The organism is Limnothrix sp. FACHB-881, assembly GCF_014698135.1.
Classification (GTDB): Bacteria; Cyanobacteriota; Cyanobacteriia; order CACIAM-69d; family CACIAM-69d; genus CACIAM-69d.
On the sequence record NZ_JACJSN010000009.1, the window covers coordinates 1 to 23,237 of the forward strand.

Annotated in this window: 26 protein-coding genes, 1 tRNA gene and 1 pseudogene; 15 read left to right on the forward strand and 13 right to left on the reverse strand. The window is 56.6% G+C overall.

Annotated elements, in window-relative coordinates:
• Both H6G52_RS10155 and H6G52_RS10160 read right to left on the reverse strand, forming a co-directional pair.
• A pseudogene (locus H6G52_RS10155) lies at positions 1-110 on the reverse strand (photosystem II D2 protein (photosystem q(a) protein)); the annotation flags it as partial.
• Positions 111-128: 18 nt separating this feature from the next.
• Positions 129-302, reverse strand: a complete 174-nt coding sequence (locus H6G52_RS10160; RefSeq protein ID WP_190528080.1) for a hypothetical protein — start codon at positions 300-302, stop codon at positions 129-131.
• A 716-nt stretch (positions 303-1,018) separates the two neighbouring features.
• Between H6G52_RS10160 and H6G52_RS10165 the strand changes: the two genes are divergently transcribed.
• The 3 genes from H6G52_RS10165 to H6G52_RS10175 are packed head-to-tail and all read left to right on the forward strand — an operon-like array spanning position 1,019 to position 3,600.
• Positions 1,019-1,585 (forward strand): photosystem I assembly protein Ycf4, encoded by a 567-nt coding sequence (locus H6G52_RS10165; protein ID WP_099534768.1) that lies wholly within the window; start codon positions 1,019-1,021, stop codon positions 1,583-1,585.
• Positions 1,586-1,587: 2 nt separating this feature from the next.
• On the forward strand, positions 1,588-2,367 hold the full coding sequence (locus H6G52_RS10170) for a peptidylprolyl isomerase (protein WP_242026314.1): 780 nt from the start codon (positions 1,588-1,590) through the stop codon (positions 2,365-2,367).
• A gap of 18 nt (positions 2,368-2,385) precedes the next feature.
• Positions 2,386-3,600, forward strand: coding sequence for a beta-ketoacyl-ACP synthase (locus H6G52_RS10175; RefSeq protein ID WP_190528082.1), 1,215 nt, complete (start codon positions 2,386-2,388; stop codon positions 3,598-3,600).
• Positions 3,601-3,716: 116 nt separating this feature from the next.
• On the opposite strand, the gene H6G52_RS10180 is transcribed toward H6G52_RS10175, so the two are convergent.
• The 5 genes from H6G52_RS10180 to H6G52_RS10200 all read right to left on the reverse strand — a co-directional run bounded on the left by H6G52_RS10180 (position 3,717) and on the right by H6G52_RS10200 (position 9,000).
• On the reverse strand, positions 3,717-4,841 hold the full coding sequence (locus tag H6G52_RS10180) for an AI-2E family transporter (RefSeq protein WP_190528084.1): 1,125 nt from the start codon (positions 4,839-4,841) through the stop codon (positions 3,717-3,719).
• Positions 4,842-5,027: 186 nt separating this feature from the next.
• Positions 5,028-5,642: a chromophore lyase CpcT/CpeT gene (locus tag H6G52_RS10185; protein ID WP_199312317.1), complete on the reverse strand. Its 615-nt coding sequence runs from the start codon at positions 5,640-5,642 to the stop codon at positions 5,028-5,030.
• 155 nt (positions 5,643-5,797) lie between these two features.
• Positions 5,798-6,388 carry a chromophore lyase CpcT/CpeT gene (locus tag H6G52_RS10190; protein ID WP_190528086.1) on the reverse strand — a complete coding sequence of 197 codons (591 nt, stop codon included), beginning with the start codon at positions 6,386-6,388 and terminating at the stop codon, positions 5,798-5,800.
• Between the two features lie 116 nt (positions 6,389-6,504).
• Positions 6,505-7,449 carry a bestrophin family protein gene (locus H6G52_RS10195; protein WP_190528087.1) on the reverse strand — a complete coding sequence of 315 codons (945 nt, stop codon included), beginning with the start codon at positions 7,447-7,449 and terminating at the stop codon, positions 6,505-6,507.
• Positions 7,450-7,641: 192 nt separating this feature from the next.
• Positions 7,642-9,000, reverse strand: coding sequence for a hypothetical protein (locus H6G52_RS10200; protein ID WP_190528089.1), 1,359 nt, complete (start codon positions 8,998-9,000; stop codon positions 7,642-7,644).
• A 188-nt stretch (positions 9,001-9,188) separates the two neighbouring features.
• On the opposite strand from H6G52_RS10200, the gene rplS reads away from it, so the two are divergent.
• The 10 genes from rplS (at position 9,189) to H6G52_RS10250 (ending at position 14,227) form a co-directional block, all read left to right on the forward strand.
• On the forward strand, positions 9,189-9,551 hold the full coding sequence (rplS, locus tag H6G52_RS10205; RefSeq protein WP_099534243.1) for a 50S ribosomal protein L19: 363 nt from the start codon (positions 9,189-9,191) through the stop codon (positions 9,549-9,551).
• 98 nt (positions 9,552-9,649) lie between these two features.
• A tRNA-Trp gene (locus H6G52_RS10210) sits at positions 9,650-9,722 on the forward strand.
• A gap of 74 nt (positions 9,723-9,796) precedes the next feature.
• Positions 9,797-9,997, forward strand: coding sequence for a hypothetical protein (locus H6G52_RS18540; RefSeq protein ID WP_143473101.1), 201 nt, complete (start codon positions 9,797-9,799; stop codon positions 9,995-9,997).
• Positions 9,963-10,184 carry a preprotein translocase subunit SecE gene (secE, locus tag H6G52_RS18545; RefSeq protein WP_099534244.1) on the forward strand — a complete coding sequence of 74 codons (222 nt, stop codon included), beginning with the start codon at positions 9,963-9,965 and terminating at the stop codon, positions 10,182-10,184. The genes H6G52_RS18540 and secE overlap by 35 nt, the downstream gene beginning before the upstream one ends.
• Positions 10,181-10,816, forward strand: a complete 636-nt coding sequence (gene nusG / locus H6G52_RS10225; RefSeq protein ID WP_099534245.1) for a transcription termination/antitermination protein NusG — start codon at positions 10,181-10,183, stop codon at positions 10,814-10,816. Before secE ends, nusG begins: the two co-directional genes overlap by 4 nt.
• A gap of 24 nt (positions 10,817-10,840) precedes the next feature.
• On the forward strand, positions 10,841-11,266 hold the full coding sequence (rplK, locus tag H6G52_RS10230; protein ID WP_099534246.1) for a 50S ribosomal protein L11: 426 nt from the start codon (positions 10,841-10,843) through the stop codon (positions 11,264-11,266).
• A gap of 155 nt (positions 11,267-11,421) precedes the next feature.
• Positions 11,422-12,141, forward strand: coding sequence for a 50S ribosomal protein L1 (rplA, locus tag H6G52_RS10235; RefSeq protein ID WP_099534247.1), 720 nt, complete (start codon positions 11,422-11,424; stop codon positions 12,139-12,141).
• Positions 12,142-12,501: 360 nt separating this feature from the next.
• Positions 12,502-13,029: a 50S ribosomal protein L10 gene (gene rplJ / locus H6G52_RS10240; RefSeq protein ID WP_099534249.1), complete on the forward strand. Its 528-nt coding sequence runs from the start codon at positions 12,502-12,504 to the stop codon at positions 13,027-13,029.
• 135 nt (positions 13,030-13,164) lie between these two features.
• Complete coding sequence (gene rplL / locus H6G52_RS10245) at positions 13,165-13,548, forward strand: 50S ribosomal protein L7/L12 (protein WP_190528091.1); 384 nt, start codon at positions 13,165-13,167, stop codon at positions 13,546-13,548.
• Positions 13,549-13,798: 250 nt separating this feature from the next.
• Entirely contained in the window at positions 13,799-14,227 is a 429-nt protein-coding gene (locus tag H6G52_RS10250) for a hypothetical protein (protein ID WP_190528093.1), read from the forward strand.
• On the opposite strand, the gene H6G52_RS10255 is transcribed toward H6G52_RS10250, so the two are convergent.
• The 3 genes from H6G52_RS10255 to H6G52_RS10265 all read right to left on the reverse strand — a co-directional run bounded on the left by H6G52_RS10255 (position 14,224) and on the right by H6G52_RS10265 (position 18,565).
• Entirely contained in the window at positions 14,224-15,141 is a 918-nt protein-coding gene (locus H6G52_RS10255; protein ID WP_190528095.1) for a hypothetical protein, read from the reverse strand. The genes H6G52_RS10250 and H6G52_RS10255 overlap by 4 nt on opposite strands.
• Before the next feature lie 207 nt (positions 15,142-15,348).
• Positions 15,349-16,494: a response regulator gene (locus H6G52_RS10260; protein WP_199312319.1), complete on the reverse strand. Its 1,146-nt coding sequence runs from the start codon at positions 16,492-16,494 to the stop codon at positions 15,349-15,351.
• 190 nt (positions 16,495-16,684) lie between these two features.
• A complete protein-coding gene (locus H6G52_RS10265; RefSeq protein ID WP_099534253.1) occupies positions 16,685-18,565 on the reverse strand; it encodes a PAS domain-containing sensor histidine kinase in 1,881 nt (626 codons plus the stop codon).
• Positions 18,566-19,103: 538 nt separating this feature from the next.
• Here H6G52_RS10265 and H6G52_RS10270 point away from each other — a divergent pair.
• Positions 19,104-19,352 (forward strand): Ycf34 family protein, encoded by a 249-nt coding sequence (locus tag H6G52_RS10270; RefSeq protein WP_099534255.1) that lies wholly within the window; start codon positions 19,104-19,106, stop codon positions 19,350-19,352.
• 175 nt (positions 19,353-19,527) lie between these two features.
• Here the strand turns inward: H6G52_RS10270 and H6G52_RS10275 are convergent, their stop codons facing one another.
• Positions 19,528-20,106 (reverse strand): hypothetical protein, encoded by a 579-nt coding sequence (locus H6G52_RS10275; RefSeq protein WP_099534256.1) that lies wholly within the window; start codon positions 20,104-20,106, stop codon positions 19,528-19,530.
• Between the two features lie 238 nt (positions 20,107-20,344).
• Between H6G52_RS10275 and H6G52_RS10280 the strand changes: the two genes are divergently transcribed.
• Positions 20,345-21,034 carry a hypothetical protein gene (locus tag H6G52_RS10280; protein ID WP_190528097.1) on the forward strand — a complete coding sequence of 230 codons (690 nt, stop codon included), beginning with the start codon at positions 20,345-20,347 and terminating at the stop codon, positions 21,032-21,034.
• Between the two features lie 89 nt (positions 21,035-21,123).
• Here H6G52_RS10280 and H6G52_RS10285 read toward each other — a convergent pair whose 3' ends face one another.
• Positions 21,124-21,966, reverse strand: coding sequence for a hypothetical protein (locus tag H6G52_RS10285; RefSeq protein ID WP_199312321.1), 843 nt, complete (start codon positions 21,964-21,966; stop codon positions 21,124-21,126).
• 36 nt (positions 21,967-22,002) lie between these two features.
• The gene (locus tag H6G52_RS10290) at positions 22,003-23,190 is read right to left on the reverse strand and encodes a PLP-dependent transferase (protein ID WP_190528244.1); all 1,188 of its coding nucleotides are present in this window, start codon (positions 23,188-23,190) and stop codon (positions 22,003-22,005) included.
• Between the last annotated feature and the right edge of the window lie 47 nt (positions 23,191-23,237).

A 23,237-nucleotide genomic window follows, 5' to 3' on the forward strand; every position in this document is an offset into this window, starting at 1 on the left:
AGCAGCAGACCCGACCAGCCGACGAAGACGAAGCGATCCCGCTTCAGCCAGTCGTCCACTACGTCGAACCACCCGCGTTCCGTGCCCACGCGTCCAACTGCGATGGTCATGGAGTTCCTCTCTATCTGTTAACAGAGGTTCAAAATTGCGATATCTACGGTCGTGAGGCGGGTTTGAAGCACTTCCGGTTCCGTAGAATTTTGACCCGTCTCGCGATCGGGGCCTGGGCAACGATGAGAATCCGCAGGGGGTTGGGGCATGAGTTGCACTTCCACCCAGAAGAGCGCCGTTGCCGATGCCATCGATTGCTGAGATCGGTTAATTTTTCTTAACCTACCACACTCATTTCGGGTGAGGGTAGGGCGATCGCAAGTCTGGCAACCAAATCAGAAAATTTGGAATGGTTTCCAGGGTTTAGTCGAACGATCACATCGATTACAAATCTCATGATAATTGAAGGGGCGATCGGGGGGGTGGGGAATCTCGTAACGGAGTTGATCAAACCCAGGCGAATCGCGTCAATCGGGCCCGCTGGCGGGATCACGGGCGGCGGAAACCCTTCCGATCAACTTCAGACTAATTTAAGAATTGCGGGGATCAACGCACGGCTCCGTAACAGACCACTGCCAATTCCCATGCCAATCCACAGCCCATGGGTGGTCAATCTCGCAGCCCGATCGCGATTCAGCGCCAAGTCACGATCGCCGAGTTCGCGGCTCCGGGCGATCGCGCTGTTGCGATTTTTTTCATTTCCCCCAATCTAAGACCTTCGTTAAGAAAAAATAAGTAATTATGCTTAATGTTTGTTAGCCATTCTCGGATCGTTGTCTTTCGCCAAGATTTTTAGGAATCTGCCAAGTTTGCTTAGACTGTTGAAGGGACGGTTCCTGATGGAGCAACCGGGCCCAATCAAATCATGGCCGGTCTGAGCCAACAGTTTGGGGCAAACAAGCGTTTCATCCCCCCTGCGTTCCCACACCTGTTTTCGATACACAAGCAATTTTTAAGCCATACACCTATGACTGTCTCCACCGATCCCCAATCCGATCGCCTGTTGCGGACGGAGATTGTCGGCGCGCGCCGTCTCAGTAGCTATGCGATCGCCACGATCGTCACCATCGGCGCTACGGGCTTTTTGCTTGCCGGTTTGTCGAGCTACCTGGGCGTGAATCTGCTGTTGTTCTCAGACCCCACCAAGCTCGTGTTTGTCCCCCAAGGACTGGTGATGGGGCTGTATGGCACTGCCGGATCACTGCTGGCCACCTATCTGTGGTTAACCATTCGCTGGAATGTGGGCGGTGGTTATAACGAGTTCGATCGCACCACGGGTAAAGCCACCATTTTTCGCTGGGGCTATCCCGGCAAAAATCGTGAAGTGAAGCTCACTTGCGACCTGAGCGCGATTCAATCCGTGCGCGTAGACCTCAAGGAAGGGATTAACCCCCGGCGGGCCTTGTACCTGCGAGTGAAAAATATGCGCGATGTTCCCCTAACCCGTGTGGGCCAACCCCTGTCCTTGACGGCACTGGAAACGGAAGGAGCCGCTTTGGCCAAGTTTCTGAGTGTGCCGCTGGAGGGTCTGTAACGATGAACTATTTAGCAACCTACTGTATGAAAACCTGCGCCAAAGCATTCCGGGGGCTATGGCTGGCTCCGATTGCCGCGTTGCTGGTTTTTTCGATCGCAGGCTGTGCTGGCCAGCCGGCCGATAGTCGCCAAGTGAGCAGCCCCGCGCCGTCGGTTGCCGCCACGCCGGCCCAGTTGCCCGCCGGTTTGCCCCAGTTAACCGGAAAAGCAACCGTGACCATGACCATCAAGGGTCAGCCGGTGGAAATTGAGGTGGACGGAACCAACGCACCCATCACAGCCGGAAATTTTGTGGATTTGGTGAACCGTGGGGTGTATGACGGCTTGATGTTCCATCGGGTGGTGCGGGAGCCGGTGCCCTTTGTGGTGCAAGGGGGCGACCCGCGCAGCAAGGATCCCAAGGTTCCGATCACGGAGTTGGGGATGAGCGGTTTCACGGATCCCAAAACGGGCCGCGAGCGCACCATTCCCCTCGAAATTAAGCCCAAGGGTCAAGCCCAGCCGGTTTATAGTGCGACGTTCCCCGATTTGGGCATTGCGGAAACGCCGGTTTTAACCCACAAGCGGGGCGCGGTGGCCATGGCACGATCGATGTCGCCGGATTCTGCCTCGTCGCAGTTTTACTTTGCGCTGGCGGAGTTAACCCCGTTGGATGGTAGCTATGCGGTGTTTGGCTATGTGACCAAGGGCATGGAGACGATCGACCAGGTGCAACAGGGCGATCGCATTGAAAAAGCCAGCGTCACGGCAGGTCTGGAAAATCTGAAAACCACGCCTTAAACCATTTCTGAGTTCACTGTGCGGCGGGTGGTGGTAACGGGTATTGGACTGATGTCGGCCTTGGGCGATCGCTCATCAACCTGGCGATCGCTCCTGGCCGGTCAATCGGCCATTCAGTGGCATCAACCCTTTACAGCGATTCCACCTCGCCCGATCGCCCTGCTTGGCTCGCGAGTGAATTCCCAAGTAGTCAATTCCCAAGCAGTCAACTCCCAGGCACAGTCCCAACCCTTTGACTTAACGCATTTGATCGATCGCACCAGTGCAGCGGCCTGGGCAGATGCAACTGGCTCGGAGTTGCAGTCGGGATCTGGGTCAGCACTGAATCAACCAGCCCAACGGCTGGGGGTTTGTGTGGGATCCAGCCGCAGCTATCAGGGAGTTTTGGAGCAATACGCCGCCGGGCAACGCCCCTTGGATGATCAATGGTTAAGGCATTTGCCCCACAGCCCAGCGGTGCGGATCGCCCAGCAATTGGGGGCAGGGGGCCCGCTGCTGGCCCCGATGACTGCCTGCACAACCGGAATCAGCGCGATCGCCCGGGGAGCGGACTTAATTCGGGAAGGCTGGTGCGATCGGGTCTTGGCGGGAGCCGTGGAAGCCCCGATCACGCCCCTGACTTTGGCGGGGTTTGCCCAAATGGGGGCCCTGGCGGCCACGGGTTCCTATCCCTTTGACCGATCGCGCGAGGGGCTGGTGTTGGGAGAAGGGGCGGCTCTGCTGGTGTTGGAAGCGGCCGACCTGGCCCGATCGCGCGGAGCCAAAATCTATGGAGAAATTTTGGGGGCCGGCTTCAGCACCGATGCTTATCACCTCAGCGCGCCGGATCCAACGGGGCGATCGGCTCGGGTTGCGGTGCATTGGGCCCTGAAACGTAGCGGCTGGCGACCGGAACAGGTGGACTATATCCACGCTCACGGCACGGCCACCAAGCTGAATGATGCCCAGGAAGCCAATTTAATTCAAGATCTTTTTCCCCAACAACCGCCCGTGAGTTCCACCAAAGGAGCCACCGGCCATACGCTGGGGGCTTCCAGTGCCTTGGGCGTTGCGTTTTGTCTTTTGGCGATCGAGTCCGGCCAGTTGCCGCCCACGGTGGGATTGCAGGATCCAGAATTTGCCGGGTTTTGGCTGCAAACCTCGATCGCCCGACATGTCGATCGAACCCTTTGTTTTGCGTTTGGGTTTGGCGGCCAAAATGCGGTGCTCGCTGTTCAGCGATTTGAAGATTGAGAGTTGAGGATTGAGGAACAGGCTAGGCCGTTAATTCGCAGCAACCCGATTTGCAGCAACCTAGAAGCCTGGAGAGACTCAGCACCTTAGCTTTCCAAAATCCTGCGGCCCGACTCTCAGCGATCGGGCGTGGATTGCACTGGGCGATCGGGTCGAGCGGTTTTGACGGGTAAGGCGGAATCGGTTGCCAAAGTCCAGCCATGATTGGGCGATCGCCACAGTTCGATCGCGCTTTTGATCGTTCCCGCCAACGGAACCGCCAAAACCACCCCCAACAAGCCACCCACCTTAGCCCCCGCCAACAGGGACAACAGCACCCAAACTGGGTTCAGCCCCGTAAATTGCCCCAACAGGCGCGGAGCAACCGTATTTTCAATAATTTGATCCACCAAAAAGGCCAACAAAAGCACCTGTAGCCCCAGCCAAAAACTCTTGACCGCTAACAGCAAGCTCACCACCACAATGCTGATCCCCGCGCCAAAGGGCACTAGCGTCATGACCCCAATGCCTAGGCCAAACAGTAACCCAAACGGCACTTGCAGCACCAAAAAGAGCAACACCATGGCCACCCCGATCGTGGTGGCCAAAGCCGCTTGACCGGCGTAGTAATTTTGGAAATTTTGACGAAAACATTGGCGCACCTGCTCCCGTCGTTCGGGCGGCAACCAACTAAAAAAACCATCCCAAAATTGCTCGCCCCGCAACAGCAAATAAACCGCCAACACCATCGCAATCAGAGCATCAAAGGCCCGCCCAGCCATTTGCACCAACAGGCTCACCAGTTGGGTGGTTAGGTTTTGAATTTGGGCTGAGAATTGGGCGATCGCCTGGGTTCCCAACTGTTGAAGGTCGATCGGGAGCCGCTTGGCAATGGCCCAATTAGACAGGTTTTCAAGCTGTTGCCGACTCGAAGCCACCCAACCGGGCAACCCATTGGCAAAGGCGGCAAATTGGTCATAGAGCACCGGAGCCAGCGTTAGCCCCAACAGACCCACAATCCCCAAGGTCAACAGGACGATCGCCAACACCGCAAATTCCCGCCGCACATGCCAGCGTTTTCCCTGCGCTTCCAGCCACCGCACGGGATAGTCCAACAGAAAGGACACCAGCGTGGCCACCACGAAGGCAGACAGCAGGGACTGAAAGTAATTGAAGACCTGAAGCAACATCCAGCCGTTCAAAAACGCCAGCGGCAACAGCAACCCCAATAAAAACCAGCGCAGGAGTGATCGGATGGACATTAATTATCGAGATTGATCGAAGTCGAGCGGCCACCCCAAAAACGGAGGAGCCGCGCACTGAAAATGGTCAAGGCAGCTCACTCAGGCTTCCACCGTCGCCCAGCGCAGCGGAACTGATGGCAATCATTTTGGCGCAGGGAAAGCCGACCGTGGCGATCGATCACCCTTCCCCGCTGCCACATCGCCCTAGGGAGCCACCACCTCATCGGCAAAGCTGGCCACCTTCACAAAGTCAAAGGGCCCGGCCACCGCCCCCCACACATGCTCATCGGTTTCCGGGTCGCGGCCCCGATCCCAGCTCACAAATCGATCGGCTGTGATTTCAAACTGACTATCCAAGTAGGTTTCCTTGCCCTTGCGCGTGACCATGCAGGCCTTGCCGGGTTCCACCTGGCCCGTGAAGGTTTGCCCTGTCCGGCTCACCAAAAAATTGCAGTGACAGAGCCGCTCCAGGCGATCGGCCGTCAGCGCTTGCAGGCGATCGGGCTGTCGAGAAGCACCAAAAAATTCCTGCTCATGGGCAACGGCATAGTTTTCAATTTGGATTTGCCCATCCACCTCAATCAACTTCAACACCCGCACGCGATAGGGCTGGTTGAGGGCGTAATCATAGGCCTGTTCCACATAGAAACTAATGCCGCCTAGCAGGGCGACCGGCAGGGGCCGCATACAGACCCGAATATGGGCGAAAAAGGGCGGATTTTCAAACGCTTGGGCTTGGTTGCTGAAGTCGGCGGCCATCCAACGGCCAAGGGTCACCAAATCAGCAGCGGGGGCGATCGCTTCAGACACTTGGGTCATGGTGTGATTAATCGGGGATTTCGTAAGGATTGAAAGGAATGAATGGTTATCGGAGCGAATCAAAATCGATCCCAACAATGGCGAGGGCAAGGCTGACCACTGACCACAGCGGATGACCGTTGCAGTTCGTTGCAGTGGCTCCCCGCAATCGCATCTTAATCGCCAACGCGCCGATAGCGAAATGGGCCCATGATTGCCCCCCAAATCGGTTTGCCCGTGTCGGGATCGATGCCCTTGTCGTAGCTGAGAAATTCGCCCGATCGCACCTCAAACCCCAAGCTCACCTGGCGCAATTGCCCATCGGCCTGGAAACAACAACGCCGATCGGGCGGAAGCTGGGCCCGGAAACCTGCATCCTCTGCCAAAACCGCCATGGGCAACAGGCAACCGGGCAGTGGCTCCAAGTCCGCCAAGGTCAAGGGTTCCAAAATAGCGGGATCCAAACCCCCGCCGCGCCACCGCTCCGGCTGTCGCAGGGCAAAGTAGGCCACCGCCAGCGGAAAATCAGGATCAGAGGTGGGAGAAATCTGGAACACCCTGGGGCGATAAATTTTGGCAAAGGTGGGGGCGCTGGCCTGTTCCGCATAAATCCCCAAGTGACCGGGCCCAAAGACCCCGACCGATCGATGCCACAGCCGCACACCCACATACCAAGTAGGATCCGCCAGGGCCTGTTCCCGATTTTCAAAAGTTCCCGGCAGCCAAAGGGCCAGGCGATCGAGCCAAGCAGAAACGTGATGGGTCATGGGAAACCAGAATCCATCTGGAACGATTGGGACTATTGCAATTGTTCTGTTGATCAACCTTAAATTTTGGCCCCCAGCCTTGCCACCCAGCTTGGGTTACGCCCTAGCAGAAACCATTACTGAAAACTGTTATCTACCAATGCTCGGGCATTGGCTTCCCGGGGATTCAGGGTGGTCAGATTCTGCATGTTTTGGCGAACGGTGTTGCAAATGGCATCTAGGGGCAAATCATTTGGATCCGTGCCAAAGGGATTTTCGATTTCTTCGCCAATTTCTTCAATTCCAAATAGGGTGAAAGAAATGATGGCAACGAGTAATCCTGTCCACCAACCCACCTTGGACACCAATTCAAAAGGCAAAATTAAGCAGTAAATTAATAGCAATTGCCGCAAGTGAATGGCGTAGGCAAAGGGCATGGGCGTTCGCAAAATTCGCTCGCAGCCTCCCAAAGAGTCCACCAGCACATCAAGCAGACGGTGCATGGAAGCCAGTTGATAGGGGTTGAGGTTGCCGCGATCGCGCTGCTCCTCTAGAAAAGCGGCGATTCGTACTGATAAATCCAGAGGCGCATGATCAGTGGTTCGCAGGTTGTCCAGCACATTTGGCTCAACCAAATCCGCAACCGCTTCGGTGACGGATGCCCCCCGTAAATGCTGCTTGGTGGCAATGCCAAAGGCAGCAATGAGATTCAAAGCTGAGATTTTTTGTTCCCGCACTTCCGGCGTTGGTTCGTCAATTGCCACCCAAATTTGTCGCCCCAGGTTACGGGAGGTGTTAACAATTCCGCCCCAGAGCTTGCGCCCTTCCCAGAACCGTTCGTAGGCGGTATTAGTGCGGAAAACCAATAGCAAACCCAGCACCACACTGGGAATTAAATTTGCCCAGCCCGGTTGGGCCACGGGAACTTTCAGGGCATGTAGCCAACTGATGATGGCGGCAAAGGTTCCACAAAGCAGCACGCGGGGTGCAATGGTGGGCACAACGGAGCCGCGCAGTTGCAGAATGACCCGCAGCCAGGGACGGCGATCTTTTTGTCTGAATTGAAAAATGCTGGTTGCCATTACGATTTCAGAGTTCTCGCAAAACCTTGAGTAGGGAAGTGGGTTGATTGTACTCAGTTGGCTGACTCTGCCGCAGGGCGATCGCTTGGGGCAATGGGTTTTGTGTTTTGTTGAGCAATCTCGCTAGAACAGTTTCCAGCACGCCGAAGACCACAGGAATGGCGCAAGGTTGGCCGTGGCGGATAGGCAAGCCTAGGGCGAGGGGCGAGGGGAGTCCGGGGTTTCGCCGGAGGGTGATGCGGGGCTTTCGGTGGTGGGTGCGGGGCTGGATGTGGGGCCAGGTGTGGGGTCGGGCGTGGGGCTAGATGTGGGGCTAGGGGTCGGGTCGGGTTTGGCGGTGCGACAAGGGGGATAGGTCAGGGTGTAGATGTGGATGAGATAGCCCGGGCGATCGGAGAGTTTTTTGCCGGTGAGCTGTTGGGTCAAAAAGGCGATCGCCTCGTCATCCAAGGCTGAGTAGCCGGAGCTTTGCACCAACCGCACGGGGTTCAAACCGGGGGCCACCAGTCCCCGATCGCCCACCAAGACAACCAAGCGGATCGGTTGGGGCGGGTTGGCGCTCAGGGTGGTGCAAGCCCGCAGGTCAGCAAATTTGCGCCATTGAATGGGGGTGTCTTTCTTTTGAATGGAGTCTCCGACGGTGAGCATGTCGCGGAAAACACCGTTTAATTCTTTGCCCGTGCCCGGCAACAGGGATCCATCTGCGTTGCGCATGGGGAGATCGTTGACCCGTTTCACCCAATCGGCCAGTTGGCTCAGGCGGCCTTGGGTGGCGTTGCTGCTCACCAGATTCGGATTGAAGGTGTAGTTACCGGGGCGATCGGTCGGTTCCGGGTTCAGACCGCTGGCCAAGGCCTGGAAACCGGCCGCCATTCGCCATTGATCTCGAAATTGGGCGATCGCAACGTTGGCGGTGGACTGGGCCAGGCGATCGGCAGCGGTGGCGGGGGTGGCGGCAGCGGGCGATCGGGACTGGCCATTGGGCTGGCGACCCCGACGACCGCGATCGCCACCGTTGGGGCGAGGGGGCAGATTTTGGAACTGATCCCAGCCAGCGTAATCGTTATAGGGATTGATGTAGGAGTTGTTATAGGGGTTGCTGTTGGGATTATTCTCAAACCGGTTCGTAGCCCGATCGCCCATGCGACTGTTGGAACGACCCTGGTTACCCGCTGCGCCACCAAAGGTATTGAAGGGATCAGCGGCGGCTCCGCGACCAACGGACGGCGACGAACTGCCCAAGCCTAAGCGATTGAACAGATCGTTGGCGCTCCCAGAATTGGGGTTGGCATTGGGGGGATTGGTCAGGCCGGTTGGATTTTGGGGTTGGGCGGCCGCTTCCCGGGCAAAGGCCGGCAGCTCTTGCAACTCCTCGGGGGTCAGCTCCAGCAGGGCCACTTTGCGCTCGTCCTCGGGGGGTGAGGCCGGATTCCAGTCCGCCAGCAGAGGCAAGGCCGCCAAATGCACCACAAAGGACAAGACCATGGCCGACCCCAAGGGCGATCGCAGTCCTTGCAGCAGTTGCTGTGATCTTTTCAGGATTTGCTCCATGGTTTGTTTAGCCCTCCTCCCCAGTGCCACCGAGGAGAATTGTCCCGCATCTTATACGTTTCCCTCAGTGTAGAGGGCCGATCGAGCGAGGGGGACGATCCAGGCTCGATTGGAAAAAAGCCAAACCAAGCTAGACGAAATGACTGTTCAACGGCTAAGATGTGTGCTTGTGGTTTTTTGAACCAGTCATGAACGCGCAAGAAGTCATCCGCTCAATCGAAGCTGAGCAACTCAAATCAGACCTGCCCGTCCTTTATGTCGGGGACACGGTTCGAGTTGGTGTTGTGATCCAAGAAGGCGGCAAAGAGCGCGTCCAGCCCTACGAAGGCACCATCATCGCGATGCGCAACGGCGGAATTAACGAAACCGTCACCGTGCGTCGGGTGTTCCAAGGTGTTGGCGTAGAGCGCGTGTTCTTGCTGCACTCGCCCCGCGTCGCGAATATCAAAGTCGTGCGCCGTGGTAAAGTCCGTCGTGCCAAGCTGTACTACCTGCGTCAGCGCATTGGTAAGGCAACCCGCATCAAGGAACGGTTCGATCGCAAGAAGTAAGATCCTCCCCGGATCTTCGTTCGATCGGTTCATCCATTTCAAATGGTTTTTGAGCGACCGGCCTCGATTAGTGCTAAACTGAGAAAACGTCCAAACGTGCGCTCTTAGTTCAGTCGGTAGAACGCAGGTCTCCAAAACCTGATGTCGGGGGTTCGAGTCCTCCAGGGCGCGCTGGCATTCATCGCCGATGAATCTACCCAAAGGCTGACCGCCATCACCGGCAAGAGGTCTTTGGGTAGATTCTCATGAGGCGTGTTTTCCGATCAGCCCCGATCGACCAACCGGGTATCACGACCGATCGAACGCCTCTTCACCGGAGCCAGTCTGTGGCCCTATGGCCCATCAGCCTTTGGTCTTCCGTGCGATCGAGTCCCCATCCTAAGGAGCATTGGTCAACAGAGGAACCCACCCGTGAGCAAACCAGCGGAATCGCCAGCCCCAGATAACGAAAAATTCGACCCCACCGAGTTTCTGCGCGGCACTCGCGAAGAACTCAGCAAAGTCGTTTGGCCCAGTCGCCAACAACTCATCAGTGAGTCCGTGGCGGTGGTGCTGATGGTTGTTCTCTCCGCCACAACTATCTATCTGGTTGACAACCTCTTCACTTGGATCGCAAAGCAGGTGTTCCAATGAGCCTGAGCGACGAACAGTTTTACGACAGCGACGAACAAACCGAAGAGCAAGCGCCCAAGGTTTTAGCCCGTCGTGCTCGCTGGTATGCCGTGCAAGTGGCTTCCGGCTGTGAAAACCGCGTCAAGATGAACCTGCAACAACGGGTGCAAACCCTTGACGTGGCCGAACGAATTTTGCAGGTGGAAATTCCCCAAACCCCCACCGTCAAAATGCGCAAAGACGGTAGCCGTCAGCATGGCGACGAGAAGGTTTTCCCCGGCTATGTCCTGGTGCGGATGCATCTGGACGACGAAACCTGGATGGTTGTGAAGAATACCCCCAACGTGATTAACTTTGTGGGGGCAGAACAACGGCGCGGCCAAGGTCGCGGGCGCGGCCATGTCAAGCCCGTACCCCTGAGTCCCGCTGAAGTCGAGCGCATTTTCCGCCAGGCCCAGGAGCAAGAACCCGTCATCAAAATTGATATGGCGGCCGGTGACAAGATTGTGGTTTTGTCTGGGCCGTTTAAGGATTTTGAAGGCGAGGTGATTGAAGTGAGTCCCGAACGCAGCAAGCTGAAGGCTTTGCTGTCGATTTTTGGTCGGGATACCCCGGTTGAACTGGAGTTCAACCAAGTTCAAAAGCAAAGCTAGCTCGTCCCATAGCGCAATAAACGAATGGCTAAGAAAGTCGTCGCAATCATTAAGCTGGCGATTACCGCCGGCAAAGCGACCCCTGCTCCCCCGATCGGGCCTGCCCTGGGTCAGCATGGGGTCAACATCATGATGTTCTGCAAGGAATATAACGCCCGCACGGCCGACAAGGCTGGGCTGGTGGTTCCTGTGGAAATCTCGGTGTTTGAAGATCGGAGTTTTACCTTCGTTCTGAAAACACCGCCCGCTTCCGTTTTGATTTGCAAGGCCGCTGGCATCGATCGCGGTTCGAGTGATCCGAAGTCCAAAAAGGTGGGCAAAATTACCCGCGCCCAGCTTCAGGAAATTGCCCAAACCAAGCTGCCTGACCTGAACACCAACGATGTGGAAGCCGCCATGCGGATCATCGAAGGGACGGCCAACAACATGGGCGTGACGATCGTCGAGTAGGAGCCATTGGTTCGGTTGGGGGCAGTCGGCTCGATCGACTCCTAATTCACCGAGTCATTGACCGATCGCAGACCGATCACAAACAGATTTGCTGAAAACCATCTGGGGGAGAAGATCACCTCTTCGCTAATGACCCCGAAGGAGTGTTTTAATTCATGACTCGTAAGATTTCGCGCCGGATGCGCGAGCTAATGGCCAAGGTGGAACCGCGTCCCTATGCACCCGTGGAGGCGCTGGAGCTGGTGAAGGAACTGGCCACGGCCAAGTTTGTGGAAACGGTGGAAGCCCACATCAAGTTGGGCATTGACCCGAAATACACTGACCAACAATTGCGAACCACGGTGGCCCTGCCCAAGGGCACGGGTCAAACCGTGCGGGTGGCGGTGATTGCTCGGGGGGAAAAGGTCGCGGAAGCAACGGGTGCTGGCGCTGATATTGCCGGTTCCGAAGACCTGATTGAAGAAATCCAAAAGGGCATGATGGATTTTGACATCCTGATTGCCACGCCCGACATGATGCCCCAGGTGGCAAAGTTGGGTCGGCTGTTGGGTCCCCGGGGCTTGATGCCGTCGCCGAAAGGTGGTACGGTGACGTTCGACTTGCCTCAGGCGATTTCGGAGTTCAAGGCTGGTAAGCTGGAATTCCGGGCCGATCGCACGGGTATTGTCCACGTGGGCATCGGTAAGTCTGCCTTTACGGCAGAAGATTTGCTGGTGAACCTGAAGGCGTTGCAAGAGACGATCGATCGTAACCGTCCTTCGGGTGCCAAGGGTCGCTACTGGCGCAGCATCTACGTGACCTCCACCATGGGGCCGTCGGTAGAAGTAGATGTAGCTGCCCTGCGCGACTTGAAGATTGGCGAGAACGCTGCCTAAACGGGCGGTGCTGGGGGGTAGAGATTTATCCCTTCGCGAATCCAAGCTTCGGCTGTTGATCTAGCTCGATCGCAGTGCTAATCAACAGCCAAGACCTCCTCGATGTTGAACTAGCGGCCCAGCAGTCGCTTCTCAAAACCCTAGCTTCAAAACCCAACAACCAAAGACAGTGGGTGTGTTCGCAATTGCGCGATCGCTTAATCAATTCCCACCGAGGTCTGTCCTGTTTTGAGCCAACTCGCTACCCGCTCAGGGTGCTGTTTGGCTGTCAAATCGAACCCCCTCGACCCGTCTTTGGCTGACCGTCGAGGGGGTTCTCGTTTCCAGACTGCGCGACAAACCGAAAGGAGGTGATGACGAATGGGTCGCACGCTGGAGGACAAGCAAGCAATTGTCGCGGATCTGAAGTCGCTGCTCACTGAAACCGAAATGGTGGCAGTGATCGACTACGCGGGTCTGTCGGTTGCTGAATTGTCGGATCTACGCAATCGCATCGCTGCGAGCGGCGCGGTTTGCAAAGTGACGAAAAACACGCTGATGCGGATCGCCGTTGAGGGTGATGCCAACTGGCAGCCCATGACGGAGTTTCTGAAGGGTACTTCGGCATTTTTGTTGCTGAAGGGAGACCTGGGTGCTGCCCTGAAGGCATACCAAGACTTCCAGAAGGCCTCGAAGAAAACCGAGCTGCGCGGCGGTGTGATGGAAGGTCGCGCCCTGACGCAGGCCGAGGTTAAGGCAATTGCCGACCTGCCCTCGAAGGAGCAACTCATTGCTCAAATCGCTGGTGGGATCAATGGCCTGGCCACCAAGATCGCGTTCGGTGTCAAGGAAGTGCCTTCGATGCTGGCTCGTGGGATCAAGGCAATTTCCGAGAAGCAAGCCGCCTAGGCGATCGCTTCAGAATCGAGCAGTGCGATCGCCCGGCGGCCTAAGGTTTTGGCCCACAAGCCGACGACCCCGATCGACTGTGTTGGTTTCCCCTGTTGCTGTTATTGCTGTTCAACCATTGCAAGGAGCAAATCCATGTCTGAGAAGGTCGCATCGATCATTGAAAGCTTGAAGTCGCTGACCCTGCTGGAAGCGGCTGAGCTGGTTAAAGAAATCGAAGAAGTGTTCGGCGTGAGCGCTGCGGCTCCCGCTGGTGGGGTGATCGTGGCGGCAGCTCCCGCTGCGGTTGAGGAAGTGGAAGAAAAGACCGCTTTCGATGTGGTGCTGGACAAAGTGCCCGCCGACAAGAAGATCGCCGTGCTGAAGGTGGTGCGCGAACTGACCGGTTTGGGTCTGAAGGAAGCCAAGGATTTGGTGGAAGCTGCTCCCAAGGTGGTCAAGGAAGGCGCGTCCAAGGACGATGCCGAAGCCGCCAAGAAGAAACTGGAAGACGCTGGCGCAGAAGCTTCGGTCAAGTAAGATTCGATCGCCCTTTTTCGATCAGTCTGATCCAGTTATTTGGTCAATTGGATTGGTCAGTGGTTTTGGTCAGCCGGGGTGCAGATCCAGCGCGATCGCCCCTGGACGACCATCAACCATCAAATCAACCAAGCCAAGATCCAATCAACAGCAACTCTCCTGGTTCACGAACTGGGGGAGTTGTTGCTATTGGGGCCTTGGGAACCCGGTTGAACGCGCTTGCAACTCGATCGAGGCTGGTCTCTTCAGCTTGCAACCTGTTTCCCAAGGCCTGAGCCGGAGCGATCGCCCCTTGCTGGCTGAACCGCTTTGGAGGCAAAATCCGAGAACAAGACTGCGTACTCCGTTGCGCGGCCGCAAGACAAAAGCCATGCGCGGGTTTGCTCAATTTGTGTTGATTGCCAACAGCCTATTTTTTGGGGCCTTGCTGCCTCCGGGGTTGTTGGCTGCGGTGGCTTCGCCGTCTCTTTTCGCCCAGGCCGATTCAGCGGCCCCCATAGGAGCCGGGCTGGCGTGGGTCGCGATCGCCCTGTTTCCTCCGGTGGCCATTTTGGGGCTAACGGGGGGCTGGGTGCTATGGCTGCGGGGGCGATCGCGTCAGGGGGCCATTTTCAGCAGCTTGCCCTACGCCAACTGGTTGTTGTTACTGTTGGGGCAATGGGTGGCGGGGCTATCCTAAGCGCCACTGGTGCTCTCGCCCTCGGCCGATCGCTGAAAGATCACGACCCGATCGCCCACCACGGGACTGCGGGCCAACAGTTGCCCCTCTCGATCCTGTAGCTCCAGCTTGTTGAAATCTAAACGGCGCGATCGCTTCAATAAATCCGCCGCAAACCGATCCTGATTGCGATCGCCCAACCCGTACCACAAATCAGCCGGAACCGTCACAATCAGCCGACTGGCACGGAAGTCCGCTTGGATGGAGTCCACCAACGCCTGATCGCCGTAGCGAGTGGCAATTTCGCTGGTTTCGTCCTGAATCGCCGCAATTAATTGTTGTTCCGGCGATCGCTCCAGTTTGGGCGGCGGGCTAGAAACCGGGGCCGTCTCAGAAACTCCCACGTCCCCGGATTCTGCGGCGGTCTGATCAGGAATTTCCGTTGTTCGAGGCGTGGACTCCGATCCCGCCGTTCCGTTACCAGAAGGGGCGATCGGTTCCGCTTCCTCCGCATCAGACGGCAGTTCCAGCAGGGTGGGAATCAACGGCTTGAGAGGAGCAGGCTGAGACTCCGGCGGCTGTTGAGCCACCGTGGCGGGTTGAAACTTGGGCGGGAAAATGGCGATCGCGGCAACCAGCACCACACTCCCCATTATCGACAGGGCAATGGTCAGGTTGCGATCGGACAGCTTCCGTAGAGATTCGGGCAACCAAGGGCGGGCCCAGCCTAAAACTTGATGGCCCGCTTGGGCTGGGGTCAACCGGGGCGATCGCACCGAGGTGGCCGGAGGCAAGGCCGACTCCGTTTCCAGTTCCGTCGCCGCCCAGTCCAACAAGCGAATCAGGCCCCGCAGCAGGCGAGCGATCGCCTGCCGCCACGATCCCTTCGTGGGTTCGGTTCCAACCGACTTGGGTGAGTCCGACGACATAGCCATTTCCAAAACAGCGCAACAGCCAGCGACCCTCAATGGCTCAGGGCGGATGAATCCAGTCCCTGGGAATGCCCACAAATTGACCTGAACTCCATATGCCAGCGCCGCTAAATCGCATCGTAACAGCCTGGGTCACGGGTCGTAACAATCACGGCCGGGTTGTAACGTTGAGCAATGGAGGCAACCCAATCCCGCTTTTCGGTTCCATCCTTAGGATGTCGATCGCTCCTGCACACCCAACTCAACCAGCACCGTCGTGCCCCCTTCCGGTTCGCTGGTGATGGTCAGGGTTCCCCCATAGAGGGTGCAAAGGCGCTGGGCCAGGGTTAACCCCAAACCCGACCCCTGTTGTTCATGCAACTTGCGATCGAACTGTTGATAGGCCCCCACCGATTTGATCTGATCCGAAGTCATGCCCCGGCCGCTATCTTTCACCACCAACTGGTAGCGATCGCCCTGAATTTCCGCAAACACCGCGATCGGCTGGCCCGGCTGCGAAAACTTGCAGGCATTATCCACCAGCTCAATCACCATCTTTTGCAGCGCCGATTCTGAAATGCCCACGATCGCATCCACCGCCTGCACCGACAAATCAGCCGATCGCCCCGCCCAGTCCTGCGCCTGTCGGCGTGCCGTTGTTTCAACCACCGCCGCCGGACTCTCCACTTGCAGTTGTCGCAGCTCGTGCAACCGCTGGGGATCCCGAGCCGCCAACTCCAAATCCGCGTAGAGCAAAAAGTTTTGAATTAACCGAAACAAGCGCTGACCCGAATTGTGAATATCCGTCAGCATCTCGCGGGTTTCTTCGGGATCCAAATCCTCCAACTCTTCAAGCATGAACTGCGACGTGGCCACAATCCCATTCAGCGGCGTTCGCAACTCATGGGGCAGCGAGAATGCAATGCTATAGCGCAACGCATCGAGCTGTTCTTGGGATTGCTTTTGGGTGGCCGATTGCCGTTGCAACCGAGCAGCCACCGCCCCCAGCAGCTCATCCCGCGTAAACGGCTTCGTTAAATAATCATCGGCTCCCAAATGCATTCCTTGGCGCACATCGCCCTTGGTGGTGCGGGCCGTCAGGAACACAAAGGGAGTTGTGGCGGTAATGGGCGATTGGCGCAGGGCCGCCAGCACCCCGTAACCATCCAACTCCGGCATCATCACATCGCACAGAATTAAATCGGGTTGGAAGGCTTCGGCCAAACGAACGCCCGCATTGCCATCAGCGGCTCCCGCCACTTCATACCCCTCAGCTTCCAAAATATCGAGAATAATTTCCCGAACATCCGGTTCGTCTTCGATGGTCAAAATTTTGGTCACGGCGATCGCTCCCTTAACCCGATGCGTTGTCCACAAAGAATCGATTAACTCAATGGCCACCCATTTTATGGATTTCCTTTCCAGGATTGAACCTGGCCGGCCTGGATCAGATCCAGGATTGAACCTGGCCGGCCTGGATCAGAACAGCACCCGGTAGACCGCGGCCGCCGTGGTCTGCAAACCGCCCCCAACGCTCAAGACTGGTTCAAGACTCAAGCATCAAGGCTCAAGCATTGAGGTGATCTTCTTCACTGCTGAGCGGTTGCCAAGGGGTGACCGGTAGGGTGACCGAGAAGGTGGTTCCCATACCTTCAGTGCTGTCCACTTGGATTTGTCCCCCGTGTAAGTCAACCGATCGCTTGACGATCGCCAGGCCCAACCCAGTCCCGGGAATGGTTCCCACATTGCCAGCCCGGTGGAAGGACTCAAACAGACGCTCCCGATCGGCCGCTGGAATGCCAATGCCCTGATCTTGAATCACGAACCGCACAGACTCCGGAGCACAGATCAATCGAAACTGAGTGGTGCTGGCGTTGGGGGAATATTTCAAAGCATTAGACAGCAGATTAGACAGGATGTGCCGCAGCAGCTTTTCGTCCATAGCCAACACCGGAGCCGCCGCCCCTCGGTTCACCACTCGAAACTCGATCGCCTGGTGTGCCTTCAGGTTCAAAGACATTTCCTCCACCAACCCGTTGCAGAACCCTTCCAGGTCAACGGGCCCCGGCCGAAACTGCAACCGCCCCGAGTCCGCCTGCCCCAACACCAACACCGACTCCAACAATTCCGTCAGGTGATGCACCATGGTTTGGATGCGGCGGAGATAGTTGCGACTTTTATCGGGCCCCCACCGATCGCCATAGTGCTCCAGGGCTTCCGCCGAGGCCAAGATGGTGGTTAAGGGGGTGCGGAATTCGTGGGAAGTCATGGACACGAACTGGGATTTCATGCGGTTCAGATCTTTTTCGGCTTCCAGGGCGCGGCGAATTTCCACCTCGGCCGCCTTGCGGGTGCTGACATCGGCCACCGTACCCTCGTAACCAATGATTTGCCCCCGCACGTCATAGACCGCTCGGGCATTTTCCACAATCCAGGTGGTGGAACCGTCCGATCGATAAATTTGAGATTCAAAGGCGATCGCCTGGCCCTCTGTGGCCAGAATGTGGCAAAACTCATCCCGCCGCTTGGGATCTGAATACAAACTCGGAATTTCCGTAATCCCCGCGATCGCAGCTTCCGGCGAGTCATAGCCCAGAATACGCGCCAGGGCAGGATTCATGCTGATAAAAGATCCATCCACCGTGGACTGAAAAATTCCCTCCACGGCGTTTTCAAAAATGCTGCGATATTTGGCCTCGGCCGCCTCCACTTGCTCATAGGCATCGGCGAGCTTGCTGCGAGCGCTAAATTCCGCGCGCTGGAGCCGTTCATAGAGATAAACCGACAAATCGCAAACCACACAAATCCAAAACAGCTCTAGCAACAGGCCAAAGCGCGATTGGATCGGTGAGGAGCGAATGGCCGCCCCCAGCAATTCCCGCAACCCAAAGGAATGGATCAACGCCAAGGCTTGGGACAACACATGCAGGGGCCAGCGCGCCGGAATGAGGGTCGCTTGGGCAAAAAAACCAAAGGCCCATCCAAAAAGACGCGGGGGCAAACGATTCAGGGTCACGGGCGACAACAGAACCTGGCAAGTTTCGGGGACGATCTGGAAGGAAAATAAAAACCCCAGAAACAGAACCCGCAGATGGCGCGCTCCCCAGCGGGTGTCGGATAAATACCAAAACCCCAACAGGCTAATCAGGGTGGCCAACCGTGCGGCCACGTTATCCCAACTGAGGGTTTCCTGGCGCAAGACCGATCGCGCCAGGTCTAAGACCGCAAAGCTCCAGGAAATCAGAAGCCCTAACCCAAAGGCTAACCGAACCCGAGCTAGCAGGAAGCGATTTTGCCAGCCTTCATAGGACATACGATCGAGATTGCTCCCATCGTCCGCCGCCACATTGACCGCAGCTAAGTATTCGATCGCTGTCCTGACAACCGGAATTCGCTGAAGCCACTGTTGGATCAACCGCGTTACGCGCGCCCGCAACAAGGTTTGCATCAACTACATTAACGACCCTATGAATGGCTCGTACATTAACGACCCTACGAACGGCTCGACACCACCGTCACGATTTCCCTAAACCCTTACCGCAAAATGCTAGCAATCAGGGAAATTCCTGCACCATCGCGGCGAAGTTGGCTTCATCCGCGGCCCAGGCTGACACGACCGACCTGGCCGTGTTTCGTGCAAATTTGCCAATGACCGTTTTGGCGATCGGTTTTGGTCATCGCTTGATCATCGCCCATGAGCCTTCTGATCAATGCCCTAAACAATCCCTAAACAAAACGAAACAACACTGTCGAGCCGAGAACCGGGACATCGCCAGCGGGCAAAAACCGCCCCCAGCGTGACAATCGCCTGATGGCAATCGCCTGATGAGTTGTCTTCTCTAGAATGGCATAGCTTGGGAAGGAGGCGAGATGTCTATTGCGATGGGCGCAAGCTAGATTAAAACTGGGGCTGCGATCGAACCGTGGTGGTCTTTGGTGCGATCGCTCGCCGGGCCTTGTTTGAATAGCCAAGGAGTGCCCAAGCCATGTGCATTTGTGTCAACTGCCTCCATATTGATCGCTGCACGACTTACCACGCGGTTGAAGCCCAACACCAACAGGCACATTTGACGGATTCCCCAGATTTTGAGCCGATCGAACCCAGCATTAATGTCAACATCCGACCGCGCGACAACGAGATTGAAATGGAGTGGGATGTGGTGGGTTGCCAAAGCTTCACGGCTGACCAAGGCCGTTGGGCCCGGCTGCGACCCGGCGAACTGGTTCCCACCTGATTGGGGACGTTGAGGGAGACCTCATCTGTGGGATCGCGGGGAGTGGACGGTGATCGATCGTGCTCTCCGATTGATGATTTGTCGTCACTTCTGGTTTTAGTGACTGGTTTTCATGACTGGTTTTCATGGCTGGCTAGGGTCACCAATTCACCACGCCAGCCGCAAACCAAACCAACTATTCCCCAAAGCCCGCCGGATTCCGAATGGGTTTAATCCGCACATCTTGCCCCAATTGCAATCGTTCACCGGGCAGGGCTTGCAAAAATACTTCAACGGCTTGCAGATAGTCCCGAACCATTTGGATATCTAATTCGTATTTCTTTTCAATGGAAATGGTTAAGAACGGTTGATATTGACCGCTATAGCCATCATCATGCTTATAAGCATTCACCACTTTGCGCATGGCTTCCACATCCTGAAACCCTGGCAATGTTTCTATTTCGACCTGAAATTCACGTTCAATAATTCGATAGATTTCCGCGATCGTTTTGTGGGAAAGTTTGCGGCGATAGTCGCGATGGGAGCCATATTTTTTTTGATAAATTGACCTCACAACCCACTTCAACTCATACTCCACCACGGAATTTAATTCACTTAAGGCGGCTCGTAGGACAATGCCTTCGTAATCTAACAGTAAACCTGTGGCGCGATCATGTTCGGCGGCTCCGAAGCGCTGCCATTCTTCAGGGGTGTAGGCACGGTTTACGCTGTTGATGTTGGCATCGTCAACTTTGAAGGCGCGATCAATAAACATTGAAATTGCACTCAATCGCGCGGAAAAGTGCCGAATAGGCATAGGAGCAATTTGGCCGGGGCGATCAGGTTTTGAGTTTTGTGGTCAACTTTTCGTAGTCAACTTTTCGTAGTCAACTTTTCGTAGTCAACTTTTCACGGTCAACAATTTGTAGTCAACAATGGCAAGCTTGACAGTCGCCACCATTCTATACCTAGCGATCGCGCTCTCCCACGAATCAGTCAGGAGTTAGGAACACATGTCCGATCGATCATTTAGCTTTCGTCAACTACAAAGCCAATTTGGTCTTGGTCAGGCATTGCAGTCCTTATCCTTGGGAGCCAAGACCACCGCGATCGAGCCGTCTTCTTGGTTGCTCAGAACCTTGGAAATTGCCCAAAGTACAACTCTCCTCACCGAAAAGGAGCGATCGGAGCGGTTAATTTCTCCAATTTTATTGGAGCTGCGGGAACAAACCCACCGACAAGTTTCTATTTTTTCTGGTTTTGAATTAACCATTCAACCTGATCAAGGGCTAAATGGAGAATGTGATTTTATTGTCGCCCGATCGCCCCTAGATGTTGAGCTACAAGCCCCCATTTGCACGATTGTGGAAGCGAAGCGGGGAGAATTAGAATCAGCTCTGGCCCAATGTTCAGCACAAGTTTGGGGAGCATACCAATTCAATCAGAAATTTAATTCCCACTGGTTGTCGTCAATAATTAATCCCCCAAATATCAATCACCCAGATATCGATCGCCCAGATCAGGAATCAAGATTACCCTTGCCCCTTTTCGGCTGCGTAACCACCGGGGAAATTTGGCGTTTCCTACAACTCATGCGGACACCTAACGACCATTACTTGATTGCCATCGATCGGGAGTCCTACTACCTCGACCAAATCCCCACAATTCTAGGAATTTTGCACTACATTGCCATCGTCGCCTAGCCGGATGATGACTGCCACTCCCAAACATCAGGTCAACATTAATTGACCCTTAGTTTCAGGATTTTGCAACAGAAGAGCCAAGGCAAAAGTTAGGGCAAGGCAGGGGGGGCTAACTCGGCCTGTTGGCGGGCCTGTTGGCTGTTTTGGCGGTAGCGTTGGGCCCGATCGCGCGCGGTGGCGGCCCGGCGATCGTCTGGGGTCACCTGCTCCATCAAGTCGGCGGCGGCTTGCCACTGGGTCGCCAGTTCTAGCCACTGTTGGCGCGTTTTGGCCGTTTGCCCCCCAAGAGCAGCCGTTTCCGCCAAGCGAACAGCCTTCACGAAGGGATCATTGGTGGTGCTGGCGATGGGGGTGGCCGGCGGGTTGCCAATGGTGATCCATTTCAAATTCCAGGCCACTAGCCCCAGCAAAAAGACACTCAAGATCGCTCCCCCGGCGGCTCCGACCCAAAATTGGGTGCGGGCGGCCTTGGCGGGCAAGGTGGATCCAAGGGTGGGTAGGTTGAGGTCTCGTTGGCGGGAGGTGAGATTGCGAAAAGCCCACCGGAACCAGTGCGATCGCTTCAAAATCATCGGCTCTGACCACAACAGATCCTCCGGCTCTCGCTGAATCGCCTCTAGCCACAAAAGCTGCTGCTCTTGCACAAGACGGGCATAGAGGGTGACTTTGCGAATTCCTCGGGGGGCCACTTGTTCCAAGATGGCGCGTACCCGCTCGACCGTGTGGTCGCGATCGAGGTTTTCCGCTGTGGGGGCTTCACACAGCAACTGCAAGCTACCACCCGCAATGATGGCGCGGGTGCGAATTTGGTCGGAAGCCAACTTTTGATTCAGGATCTGGACGATCGCGGCAATGCTGCCACCACAGGCCTGACGATATACATCATCAAACCCGTTATCAGATGTCCAATCCTGGTCTTGGGAGGGAATCACGAGGGCATCGCCATGGCTGCTTTCAGGACGGTTTTATCATACTCGGGGATCAACAATGGGGGATACGTGCGATTGCGCTCCGAGTCCGTACACTTTTGCCAAGGCCTGCGCCAAATCGGCTAATAAATCGTCTGGGTGCTCAAGGCCGATCGAGAGACGCAGCAGGTTTTCTGGGGTGGTGGTTCCGGGCCCCTCGATCGAGGCGCGGTGCTCAATTAAACTTTCCACGCCGCCGAGACTTGTACCCCGGGTGAAAATCTGGAGGGCGGCGGCAACGGCCAGGGCTTCCGGGCGATCGCCCCGCACTTGCACCGACACCATGCCCCCAAAGTCCTTCATTTGCGATCGGGCCAAGGCCGCTTGGGGATGATCTGGCAAGCCAGGATAGTGAACCGCCTCGATCGCCGGGTGCGATCGCAACCAGGCCGCCACCTGCCGCCCATTGGCACAGTGGGCCGCCATCCGCACCGGCAACGTGGCCACGCTGCGCAGGGTCAGCCAGCAGTCAAAGGGAGCTAATCCGGATCCGCCCAGCCGCTGCACCTGTTGCACCCGCTCAAAGGCGGGGGTCAGTTCGCGAGCAATGACCACCCCGCCGGTTACGTCGCTATGGCCCCCGAGATATTTGGTGGTGGAATGGACAACCCAATCGGCTCCCAATTCCAGGGGCCGTTGCAACAGGGGAGTGGCCCAAGTGTTGTCGCAAATGCAAAGGGCCCCGGCGGCTTGGGCTAACTGGGCGATCGCCCGAATATCCGACAGCTTCAGCAACGGATTGGAAGGCGTTTCCACCCAAACGGCGCGAGTTTCGGGCGTGAGGGCGGCGGCCACCTGTGCCAAATCCGTGGCGTCGACCCAAACCACCGCTAAGCCCCAGGGCTGCAACACCTGTTCCATCAATTGGGCCGTGCCGCGATAGAGGTCGCGCGGGGCCACCAACTGCCCGGGCCCGAGGGCTTGCAGCGCTGCCATCATGGCCGCTGCGCCGGAGCTGAAGGCCGCCGCCACTGCGCCGCCTTCGAGGGCGGCCAAACAGGTTTCGAGCGATCGACGGTTGGGATGATCTAACCGGCTGTAGAGATAGCCTTGGGGATAGGAACCATCGGCCGATCGCTCGAAGGTGCTGGTGAGATATAGCGGCGGGGCGATCGCTCCCGTGGCGGGGTCGGGTGCGCGGCCCGCATGAATGGCCAGGGTTTCCAGGTGGGGCGCGGCTGGCTCGATCGGGCGATCGGTTGCCTCGGCCGGTTGACCAGTCGGTTGCTCAGCGG